The organism is Mesorhizobium sp. M4A.F.Ca.ET.090.04.2.1 (assembly GCF_003999085.1).
GTDB lineage: Bacteria > Pseudomonadota > Alphaproteobacteria > Rhizobiales > Rhizobiaceae > Mesorhizobium.
Window position 1 is genome coordinate 1 of sequence record NZ_RZOT01000174.1, and the last position, 10,630, is coordinate 10,630.

At 64.4% G+C, this 10,630-nt stretch carries 11 protein-coding genes; 4 read left to right on the forward strand and 7 right to left on the reverse strand.

Going from position 1 to position 10,630, the window contains the following annotated elements; genetic code table 11:
• The 4 genes from EN781_RS14390 to EN781_RS14405 form a co-directional block, all read right to left on the reverse strand.
• On the reverse strand, window positions 1-895 hold an 895-nt coding region (locus tag EN781_RS14390), incomplete at its 3' end, for a substrate-binding domain-containing protein (protein WP_145965504.1).
• 168 nt (window positions 896-1,063) lie between these two features.
• The gene (locus EN781_RS14395) at window positions 1,064-2,071 is read right to left on the reverse strand and encodes a sterol desaturase family protein (RefSeq protein ID WP_126055323.1); all 1,008 of its coding nucleotides are present in this window, start codon (window positions 2,069-2,071) and stop codon (window positions 1,064-1,066) included.
• Window positions 2,072-2,094: 23 nt separating this feature from the next.
• Window positions 2,095-2,886 (reverse strand): 3-methyl-2-oxobutanoate hydroxymethyltransferase, encoded by a 792-nt coding sequence (locus EN781_RS14400; RefSeq protein ID WP_126055324.1) that lies wholly within the window; start codon window positions 2,884-2,886, stop codon window positions 2,095-2,097.
• A gap of 283 nt (window positions 2,887-3,169) precedes the next feature.
• Window positions 3,170-4,174, reverse strand: coding sequence for a LacI family DNA-binding transcriptional regulator (locus EN781_RS14405; RefSeq protein WP_126055325.1), 1,005 nt, complete (start codon window positions 4,172-4,174; stop codon window positions 3,170-3,172).
• 181 nt (window positions 4,175-4,355) lie between these two features.
• Here EN781_RS14405 and EN781_RS14410 point away from each other — a divergent pair, with 181 nt between their 5' ends.
• Window positions 4,356-4,628 (forward strand): hypothetical protein, encoded by a 273-nt coding sequence (locus tag EN781_RS14410; RefSeq protein ID WP_126055326.1) that lies wholly within the window; start codon window positions 4,356-4,358, stop codon window positions 4,626-4,628.
• 28 nt (window positions 4,629-4,656) lie between these two features.
• Here the strand turns inward: EN781_RS14410 and EN781_RS14415 are convergent, their stop codons facing one another.
• Window positions 4,657-5,103: a hypothetical protein gene (locus EN781_RS14415; protein WP_127400081.1), complete on the reverse strand. Its 447-nt coding sequence runs from the start codon at window positions 5,101-5,103 to the stop codon at window positions 4,657-4,659.
• A gap of 65 nt (window positions 5,104-5,168) precedes the next feature.
• Here EN781_RS14415 and EN781_RS14420 point away from each other — a divergent pair, with 65 nt between their 5' ends.
• Window positions 5,169-7,265, forward strand: a complete 2,097-nt coding sequence (locus EN781_RS14420) for an alpha/beta fold hydrolase (RefSeq protein WP_127400082.1) — start codon at window positions 5,169-5,171, stop codon at window positions 7,263-7,265.
• A 146-nt stretch (window positions 7,266-7,411) separates the two neighbouring features.
• Window positions 7,412-8,224: a methyltransferase domain-containing protein gene (locus EN781_RS14425; RefSeq protein ID WP_126055329.1), complete on the forward strand. Its 813-nt coding sequence runs from the start codon at window positions 7,412-7,414 to the stop codon at window positions 8,222-8,224.
• Window positions 8,225-8,314: 90 nt separating this feature from the next.
• Here EN781_RS14425 and EN781_RS14430 read toward each other — a convergent pair whose 3' ends face one another.
• Entirely contained in the window at window positions 8,315-9,145 is an 831-nt protein-coding gene (locus EN781_RS14430; protein ID WP_126055330.1) for an aldo/keto reductase, read from the reverse strand.
• Between the two features lie 235 nt (window positions 9,146-9,380).
• On the opposite strand from EN781_RS14430, the gene EN781_RS14435 reads away from it, so the two are divergent.
• Window positions 9,381-9,590 carry a hypothetical protein gene (locus EN781_RS14435; RefSeq protein ID WP_126055331.1) on the forward strand — a complete coding sequence of 70 codons (210 nt, stop codon included), beginning with the start codon at window positions 9,381-9,383 and terminating at the stop codon, window positions 9,588-9,590.
• 20 nt (window positions 9,591-9,610) lie between these two features.
• Here EN781_RS14435 and EN781_RS14440 read toward each other — a convergent pair whose 3' ends face one another.
• Window positions 9,611-10,243 carry a TetR/AcrR family transcriptional regulator gene (locus EN781_RS14440; RefSeq protein ID WP_126055332.1) on the reverse strand — a complete coding sequence of 211 codons (633 nt, stop codon included), beginning with the start codon at window positions 10,241-10,243 and terminating at the stop codon, window positions 9,611-9,613.
• Between the last annotated feature and the right edge of the window lie 387 nt (window positions 10,244-10,630).

The window sequence follows — 10,630 nt, forward strand, 5'->3', positions numbered from 1 at the left end:
GCACGTAGACGACGCGGTCGACCTTCTCGCCCTTGGCGAGCGCGAGCGCGGCGTCGACGCCGCCGCCGCCCTGCCCGTTGGCGTTCTGGAACACCGTCACCGCAAGATCGCCGGCCTTCATCGCCTGCAGGCCGTCCTGCGTGGCGTCGATGCCGCCGACGACGACGTCCTTCATGTCGATGCCGTTGGCTTTGAGCGCCAGGATCGCGCCGATGGCGGACTCGTCATTGTTGGCGATCACGGCATCAGGTGCCGCGCCGGCGGTCAGCCAGTTGGTCATCAGGTTCTGCGCATTGTCGCGCGACCATTCCGACGACTGCTTGTCGGTGACCTTGATGAAGTTGCACATGTCGGTGGCAAAGACCTGCTCGACATCCTTGGTGCGCTGGAGCGCCGCCTGGTGCACCAGGCTGCCCATGACGATGTAGGCATTGGCGCCTGCCGACTTGCCCTTGGCGCGCAGCATCTTGCAGACCTCGAAGGCTTCCAGCGTTCCGGACTCGACCTCGTTGGAACCGACATAGACCTGTTTTTCCGGCAGGTTCGCCATGTCTGACGGTTCGAGGTTGACGAAGACCAGCGGAATGCCGGCCTTGGCGGCCTCCTCGCTCAGCGTCTTGGAGGCGTTGGTGTCGACCAGCGTGACGATGATGGCGTCGACGCCGCTGGCGATGAAGTTCTTCACCTGGTCGAGCTGCTTGGCGACGTCGTTCTGGGCATCCTCGACCTGGATGTCGGCGCCCTTCTCCTTGGCGCGGGCCTGCATGCCGTTCTTCAGCAGCGTCTGGAAATTGTTGTCGAAGTTGACGATCGAGACGCCGATCTTGGCGGCGAATGCGTTTGCCGGCATCGACATCATGGCGGCGAGCGCGGTTGACAACAGAAGTCTCTTCACGGGTTTCCTCCCTTTGGACTGGAGCGCCGGGTCACTCCGCTTCTTGATTTTCCGGCCCTTGCGGGATGGCTTGTGTGGAAAGCCAAAGGCCTTCTCACTGGGTGGATGGCCGAAGGCCATCTCAGCAGCGAACGGCCGAGGCCGTTCACGTGGCTGTCTGTTCGGGCGTCATTTGGCGGCGGCGTTGGCGCGCGCCTTCTTCTTCTCGTAGCGGGCCTGCATGCGGGCCTCGCCGTCCTTGCTGCCATCGTGGAAAGTGCCGAACCAGCGGTCGAACGGAATGAGGCCGTCGCCGTAGTTCACCTCGAAATGTTTGTGGTGCAGATAGTGGATATAGGCGTGACTATCGACGCTGGTGTTCTCGCCAAGCTCGACCTTGTCGAAACCGACATGGCCGGGGATCGCGCCGAAGCCGGCATAGTGGAGCTGGTAGAGCGCGAGCAGCGGGTTCGACGGGATGATCAGGTGCCAGAGCGCTACGCCGAGATAGCCGAGCTGCTCGACCGGATGCATCGACAGCGACGACCAGGGCGACGGGTTGACGGAGTTGTGGTGCACCGAATGCACCCATTTGTAGAGCGGGGGCCAGTGGATCGCCCGATGCAACAGGAAGAAATGCGTCTCGTGGATGATCGGCACCACCAGCGCCAGGCAGAACAGGTATACGGGATGCTCGGCAACCGTCAGCCACGGCACGTAGCCATTGGCATAGGCGTAGAGGAGCGCCACCTCGATTGCCGTCCAGATCGGCATGCCGGTGCCGAAGGTGCGCAGCATGTTGTCGAGGTTCTGGTTCTCGAAGAAGAAGGCTTGGCTTTTCTGCTCCGATGGCCATTTGCCGTTGTATTTGAAGCGGTTGCCCTGGGCCCTCAAAATGTAGAGTCGAAGCTCGAAAACGCCGAAGAAGACGAGCAGCGCCGCGCAGTTGACGAGGAACAGGCGCAGGATCCAGCCGACGGAGAGCGTCTTCATCACCTCGGCGTCGGGCAGCACGAAATGCCACCACGCCACGGCCGAAAGCGCGAACAGCACATTGTAGGGCAGGAAATAGCTCGGCAGCCATTTCAGCACCGCCAGCGGCCGCGGTGGGAAGACGAACAGCGGCGCGGTGCCGGCCGGCTCGTTCGGCGCCCAGTCGCCTCGCTTGTTGCGCGTGCCGTATTGCAAGTCGTCCATGGCTGATCTCACAGGCCCCGGTTTCACAAAGTTTGAGAGAGGGTGAGGAAGCGGTCGTAGGCGGCATCGTCCATGTCCACCTGGTGCTTCGCTTCCGGGTAGCTGCCGCCGGCGACGTCGCGGCCGAAGGCGCGGAAGGCGGCGATGCGCTTTTCCTGCAGCTCGGCCTCCAGCGTGAGGAAGTCGGCATAGCGCTTGGCGTGGCGCGGATAGTGGCCGGCATGGGTGCCGAGCACATCGCAGGAGAACAGATACTGCGTGTCGCAGGCGCTGCCGCAGCCCATGCCCATGGTGATCAGCGGGGTCGAGCGGGTGATGTGCTCGGCGAGCCTGACAGGCACCACTTCGACCTCGACGCAGGCCGCACCCGCATTCTCGATGTCCCTTACCGCGCGCAGCACCTTGAAGGCTTCTTCCGCCGTGCGCCCGACAGCGCGGAAATTCGTCCAGGTGGCGCGGTTCGGCACCAGGCCGACATGGCCGGTGACCGGGATGCCCTCTGCCGCCATAGCCTCGATGAAGCGCGGCGAATGCGAGCAATAGACCGCATCGGCGCCGCGCTTCATCATGGCGAAGCCAAGCCGCACCGCTTCATCGGGCGAGGCGACCGCGCCGTGCGGCATGCCGACGGAGAGGAAGGCGAAGGGTGCCGCCTGGCGGATCAATTCCAGATTGTGGTCGGGCTCGCAGGACAGGATGACGATGTCGCAGGCTACCGCGGCGGCCGCTTCGGCCGGCGTGTCAACATGCAGTTGCAGCCATTTGCGGCTGCCCTTCTGGCTTTGCAGGTCGCTGACTGTCAGCCGTCTCGTCACCAATGCATCCTCCCGTTCGCGGGCGGACGACCGCAGGTGGGAAAGAGCCCCCTCACCCGGATTGCCTGCCGATCTGTGAAGGACAGATCGGAGCCATCCGACCTCTCCCAAAAGGGAGAGGGAGATCATCGGCGCCGGCGCCCGCTTCTTCTCCGAAACGGCCAAAGCTGCGGACGACGCGACCGGATTAGGGGGCGAACTTCACATGCCATCGCCCTTCCGTTCACGGGCGAGTTAGCACCGTGACGGCGGCGAAGGCTCGCGGTTCCTTGATCAAATCAGATCAAAGGTTCTCGGCGGTGAAGGTGACGAAGCGGATCGGCGGATTGTCGACCGGCAGGTCGTGCAGGTTCAGCGCCGCGAGCACAAGGTCGATGGCGCGGCGCGCCTGTGCTTCCGGCGACTGGTCGAGAACGACGTCCATCGTGCCCTCGCGCAAGGCGCGCGTGCTGCGCTCGGTCAATTCGTGACCGACGAAGAAGATCTGGCGGCCCCTGCCGTGGCGCCGCAGCACCTCGTTCAGCGCCGTGTTGGCGCCGCCGGCATTGTAGAGCCCGGCAAGGTCGGGCCAACGCACAAACGCCTCGTGCAGTTGCTCTGCGTTGCGGTCGCCATCGTCGAAGCCGAACAGCGCCGCCACCGGTTCGAACCCGTCGCCGGTCTCCATCAGATAATCGAAGAAGCCGCGCACGCGGTCGCGGTGGACGCGGTAGATCTGGCTGTGGCAGATGGCGACGACCTTGCCCGGCCGACGCTGCATGCGCGCCATCAACAGGCCGACCGTACGGCCAGCGGCGTAATTGTCGATGCCGACATAGGTGCTCCGGGTGCCCGATATCTGGGTGACGATCTGCACCGTCGGGATGTTGTCCGCCTCGAGTTTGCGGAGCGCCGCACTCACCAGCGGATGGTCCGGCACGGCGAGGATCAGCCCGGCGCGGCGCATCTCCGGATCGAGGATCCGCGCGGCGATCTCTGCCGGGTTCGCCTCATCGAGGAAGGTGCGGTGAACGGCAATCGAGCGGTCAAGCGTGGCGGCGATGCGCTCGAAGGCACGCGAGAGCCGCGCGAAGAAGGTGGCGTCCGGCCTGACCAGGATCACTTCGATGCGGATGACGCCGCGATGCGCCTCGGGCAGCCGGCGCGGATAGTCGAGCAAACGCGCCGCCGCCACCACCTTCTCGACGGTCTCGGGCCGCACTCCGCCCCTGCCGTTCAGCACGCGCTCGACGGTTGCCGTGCCGACGCCGGCACGGCGGGCGATCTCGAGGAATGTGGGCTTTGGAATGGCGAGGCTCCCCGCTGCAGCGACGCGAAGCCTAATCCTTCCGCCCTTGCGGGAGAAGGTGCCGTTCCATCAGCGAATGCCAATTGACAGCCCAATGGAAACGGCGCTGATTGGCGCTCGCGGAAATTGCGCCAGACGGGCGATTTCGACCCGTCGGGCATCACCCCCGGGAGGGTCTGAAATGCCAACGATCATCGGCCATCACAACATCACGAAAGGCGCCAAGCACTGGCTCACATCGCCGAAGCGCAAGGAGATTTTCGGCGCGCTCGGGATCACCAACATCCGCACCTTCGTCGATCCGCAGAACCCGAACCGGGTGGCGCTGATGATGGACGTCCCAGACATGGACAAGCTGGCGGTCCTGATGCAGAGCAAGGCAGCCGCCGATGCCATGGAGTTCGACGGCGTCGTACCGGAATCGCTGGTGATCCTGGTGGAAGAAAAGGGATAGCCGCGACGCGCCCTGGCTTCGAGCGCGTTCATCGGCCCCAGAATGTCTTGCTGAACTCGGCGTGGCTCTTCAACAGCGTCAGGGCGATGGAGTTGATCGGCGACATGGCATTGTTTGCCGGGCCGACATTTCGGTCGCATGGCCGCCGGATCAGGAAGAAAGTGCGTCCGACGCCCGCGACCAGCATTGCGGCAGGGGTCATGGCGGCCCACAGATCGAGCCGGCGCACGACGGATGCCCGGTCGGCTTGTTGCTTTGCGAGGTAGCGGGCCAGGGCGATGTCGTGACGCTGCAGGGCACCATACCCTTGCTGATCGTTCCAGGGATCGTCATGCCAGATGGGCCATTCGGTCAACGCGGGATGTCGCATGGTATCCTCCTGAAAGAGCTTCAGGGCGGACAGCCTCCCCGAGCGCCGTGAGGAATGCGTGGCAACCAGCGTGATGGAATCGTGAAAAACGCCCCGCCGGCCCAATAACAGTTGAAATAGAGTGAGCTAAGCGAAAGGATTGACCTCACATCGTGGCTGTGGCGGATCCGATGACCGGACCTCACCTCTATTTGCTGGGTGGTTTCGACTTTGCCGGCGTCGGGGCGGCGGCCCCGGCCTTCAGCCGCAAGGCACGCGCGATGGTGGCTTATCTTGCCTTGCAGGCGGGACAAGCCCAATCGCGCGAGAAGCTGGCTGCCCTGCTCTGGAGCCTGCACGGTGAAACGCAGGCGCGAATGAGCCTCAGGCAAGCCGTGTCGGCCGTCCGGAAGGCAATGCAAAGGTCGGGCGGTGGGCGCTTTCTGACCGAGGGGGCCAACATTGCGCTTCACCTCGATGACTTCGATTTCGACGTCGCTCGTTTCGAGGCGCTGGCTACAAGCGGCTCGATCGAGGATCTGGAGCAGGCGCTTGTGGTCTATCGCGGCGACCTTCTCGACGGCCACGGCCTGAAGGAGGAGCCGTTCGAGGACTGGCTGCGGGTCGAGCGCGAGCGCCTGCGGATGATGGCCGTTGCGGCGCTGGACAGGTTGGTCACGCAATACGGCACGGCAAACGACTTTGCATCCTGCGCGCGCGCGGCGGCGCGGCTGCTCGCCATGGAGCCGCTGCGTGAAGACATCCATCGCGCCCTGATGCGCTCCTTTGCTGCCCGGGGCCGGATCAATCTCGCGCTGAAACAGTACGAGCTTTGCCGCGACGCACTGGAGCGCGATCTCGCCTTGGCTCCTGAACCGGAAACCCGCCAATTGTACGAGACGTTGCGGGCGCGGCGAACGAAATCGGCGTCCCATCATTCGCTGCAGATTCCGGCGACCGGGACGGAGGGCAGCGTGCCCATCGCTGCGCCAACCCACTACGTCAAATCGGCAGGGATCAATATTGCCTACCAGATGACCGGTGACGGGCCGGTCGATCTGCTCTACGTCCAGGGATGGGTCTCCAACCTCGATCTTGCCTGGGGATCGCCGCGCTACGCCCATGTGCTCAGGCGGCTCGGAACCTTCTCGCGCCTGATCCGCATCGACAAGCGCGGCACCGGTCTGTCCGACCGCAATGTCGGCCCGCCGACGCTGGAGGAGCGGATGGAAGACGTGCGCGCCGTTCTGGATGCGGTCGGCTCGAAGCGCACGGTGCTGTTCGGAAGCTCCGAGGGCGGGCCGATGTGCATGCTGTTCGCCGCCACCTATCCGGAGCGCACGGCGGCGCTGGTGCTCAACGGAACCTATGCCAGCGGCACATGGTCGAAGGATTATCCCTGGGCGAGAACCACCGAGCAGGTGGACGAGGACCTGGCCTCCGTCGAGCGGCAGTGGGGCAAGCCCGCCGAACTGCTCAACGCCGCGCCCTCCCTGTCCGAAGACAGCAGCGAGCGCGAATGGTTTGCCGCCTATCTCAGGAATTCGGCCTCGCCCGCCGATGCGATCGCGCTCTGGCGCTGGGGCACAGCAATCGACGTTCGCGATATCCTGCCCGCCATCCATGTTCCGACGCTGGTCATCCAAAGGACGGGCGACCGCTGGGTAAGGCCGGAAGAAGGACGCTACCTGGCAAGGCATATCGAAGGCGCCAGATATCTCGAGTTGGCCGGCAGGGACCATTTGATCTGGGGCGAGGACTGCGACCGCCTGGTCGACGAGATCAGACGCTTCGTCACCGGCGCCCTGCCCGCGGCTCCGAGCGAGCGCTTGCTGCTCTCGGTACTGGCAATCGAGATCGCGCCTGCCGGCGAAAAGGCGATCGGCCAACACGCCGAAGCGATTCGGGACGAGCTGCTGCTGTTCGACGGCAGGGAGATCAGGCGATCCGGCGACAAGGTGCTCGCTGTCTTCCAGCGGCCGACGCGGGCCATCCAATGTGCGGTCGCCATTCGCGAGCGCCTGAAGCCTTTGGCTGCCAATTTCCGCTCGTCGATCCACATCGGCGAGTGCGAGTCGCACGGCGAGGAGTTCAGCGGACTCGCCATCGAGGTCACGTCGCGGTCTCTGGACCATGCCCGGCCCGGCGAGATCATCGCATCGCGGACGGTGCGCGACCTGATCGTCGGCTCCGGCCTGGCTTTTGAGGAGCAAGGTGCCATGTGCGGCCCCCCGGGTGCGCTGCAGTTCTTTTGTGTCGCCGCGACGCCCGTAAATGCTGGCGCATAGACGCCTTCGGCTGGATGGGTCGGCGGGACAGCCCGCCTTTGCCCTGCCGGGTGCCGCCGCATATGGGTTGGTTCGGTCGAAAATCGCGCCAAACAGACAACCACATGTTAGTCTGGGGCCACCAAATGCACCGTGGGGGGATAGCAATGCTGGAAACGGACAAGGTGTTCGCCGGCTCTGTTCCGGAAAACTACGATCGCTATATGGTGCCGTTGATCTTCGAGCCGTACGCCGCGGACCTGGCGCAGCGGGCGGCGTCCCTGTCGCCCGGCGCCGTTCTGGAAACCGCCGCGGGCACCGGGGTCGTCACCCGCGCACTGGCGCCAAAACTGTCCCCCGCCGCGCGCTATGTCGTGACCGACCTCAACCTGCCGATGCTCGACCACGCCGCCTCGCGGCAAGGCGCCGACAGCCGCATCCAATGGCGCCAGGCGGATGCGCTGGCGCTGCCGTTCGAGGACGCCGCCTTCGACCTCGTCTGCTGTCAGTTCGGCGCGATGTTCTTTCCCGACCGCCCGGCCGGCTACCGCGAGGCAAGGCGGGTGCTCAAGCCCGGCGGACGTTTCCTGTTCAACGTGTGGGATCGCATCGAGGAGAATGAGTTCGCCGACGACGTGACGAATGCCCTGGCAAGGATTTTCCCGGACGATCCGCCGCGCTTCCTGGCACGCACGCCGCACGGCTACCACGACAAGGACCTGATCCGCAGCGACCTGGAGGCTGCGGGCTTCTCGCATGTGACGATCGAGACGAGGGCCGAACAAAGCCGGGCCTCCTCGCCGCGCATTCCTGCCGTCGCCTATTGCCAGGGGACACTGCTTCGCAACGAGATCGAGGCCAGGGACGCGGCAAAACTGGAAGCCGCGACCGACTGCGCCGAAGCCGCCATCAGGGACAGGCACGGCAGCGGCGCGGTCGCCGCCAAGATCCAGGCGCATGTGATCGTGGCGATGGCGTAGCGATAGGCCAATCGCCAACGTTGCAGAAAAGGCGCCTTCGGCGAAGCGCTAATCTCCCCCCTCGTGGGGGAGATCAGCTGTTTCAACGCCTCAGAACAAGAACGCCGCCGTCGCCGGATCCGGCCCGGTGCGGCCGTCGGCGGAATCCATGCCACGGATGGTCTCCAGGTCGTTGCCGTCCAGCTCGAAGCCGAAGATGTCGAAATTGGCGGCGATTCTTTCCTGGTGGTTCGACTTCGGGATAACGATCAGCCCTTCCTGCAGATGCCAGCGGATGACGATTTGCGCCACCGACTTGCCGTGCTTCCTGGCGATCCCTTCCAACGTCGGGTCGGCCAGCAGGCGACCGCTGCCCAGCGGGCTCCAGCTTTCGATCTTGATATCGTGCCTGGCATGGAACTCGCGCTTGTCGCGCTGCTGGAAGCGCGGATGCAATTCGATCTGGTTGACGGTCGGCGTCACGCCGGTCTCGCCGATGATGCGCTCCAGATGGTCCTGGTTGAAGTTCGACACGCCAACCGACTTGATGCGGCCTGCCTTCTGGAGTTCGACGAGCGTCTTCCAGGCTTCGACATACTTGCCCTGGCTGGGCACCGGCCAGTGGATGAGGAAGAGATCGATCTGATCGATGCCGAGCTTTTGCATCGTGTCGTCGAAGGCGCGCAACGCGGCGTCGCGCTGGTGGGCACCGTTGCGCAGCTTCGAGGTGATGAACAGGTCGCCTCTCGGCAAGCTTGCCGCGCGGATCGCCTCGCCCACGCCTTCCTCGTTGCGGTAGCCCTCGGCGGTGTCGATCAGGCGGTAGCCGGCGTCGATCCCCCAGCGCACCACCTTGGCCGTGACGCCCGGATCGACCTGCCACACGCCGAGCCCGATCTGAGGAATGGTGGCGCCGTCGCTCAGTTTCAGCCGTTCAGGCATGCGTATGTCCTTCTATAATCATATTTGCCCCGCGCTCTATCTAGGCTGCGCTCCCGGCAATGCGAGTCGATGACGCGTTTGTGTATTTGCGGAACGGTCGGCGGCAAAGCGCACACGGCCCATTTCGACCGCACTGGAACTTTCTGCATGGCTAATGTTTTCTTAACCACCAACTCGCAGTCTCGACGGGAGCGCGTTGCAATGGCCTTGCGAAAACGTCTGCTTGGGAGGCGTCATGCCAATTCGTCGAAAAGCTCAGGACGCTGGTATTTTCGATCCGTCCGAACTGGCCTTGCTGGCAAGGGTCTTCGAACGGTTGAAGCTTGAAAGCGATTCCCCCGATCGCCTTGAGGGCCTGGCGTCCCGCATCCTTGCCAACTACATGGCCGGCATCGCCGACGAGGAAGAACTTCTGTCGCTGTCGAAGCAACCGCTGGGACGATAGACGCATCGCGGCGCGCCCGACTACCGGGGCAGCTTCGACGCCTCCCTCGCCCCGAACCGCAAGCCATCCATCAACAGCTTGACCAGCCGCCCCGAGCGGTCGCGCCAGTCGGGCGTGTTAGGCGCGGAGTAGATGCCGCCGAGTGCATGCAGCACGTCGGAGGCATCGACGTCGGCGCGGATCGAGCCGGCGGCGGCAGCCCGCTCGACCAGGCCTTTCAGCGCGCCCGAGACACGCCCGGACGTATCGGAGAACAGTGTCGAGTTGGTGGTGAGCAGGATGCGAAGGCTGGTCGCCAGGCCGCGCTTGGTGCCGATATAGTCGACGAAGCGCTGCATCCACAGCTCCAGCGCGACATCGGCCGGATGTTTTTCCGCCAGTTCCCCGGCTGCGCGACAAAGCCCTTCCACCTCGCGGCGATAGACCACCTCAACCAGATGCTCGCGCGTCGGGAAATGCCGGTAGAGCGTGCCGATGCCGACCCCTGCCCGTTTCGCGATCTCCTCCAGCGAGGCATCGACACCAGCCTCAGCGAAAGCCTGCGCCGCCACTTCGACCAGCCTGTCGCGGTTGCGCTGGGCATCGGCGCGCAGCGGCTTTGGCGCGGGCGCGTCTGGCTTCTCGTCGGCTGTCGCTGGCGGCCTTTCAGCCAATTTTGTCTCCACGAGTCGATTGGGGCTTGAACCCGACCGGGTCAGCCCCCACGTAAATAAACGGAGGCGCCTCCGTTTTAGTGGAGCAGCTTTATCATATAATCAGGGGGACCGGTATGTCACGTGTTGAGTGCGTAATCTCCCCCCTCGAGGGGGAGATGTCGCCAAAGGCGACAGAGGGGGTCGGTTCGACCGGGCGCGACCTGCCGCGGCAGATAGAGGTTGGCGCTCTTTGCGAGACGACCCCCTCTGGCCTGCCGGCCATCTGCCCCTCAAGAGGGGAGATTAACACGCTCCCGTCACCCTTGCCCCTGCCCTCCCAAGCCCCATTTCCATCCGCCTAGCGTCCAGCAATTGGAGCCCGACGCCCCATGAATGACCAAGTCA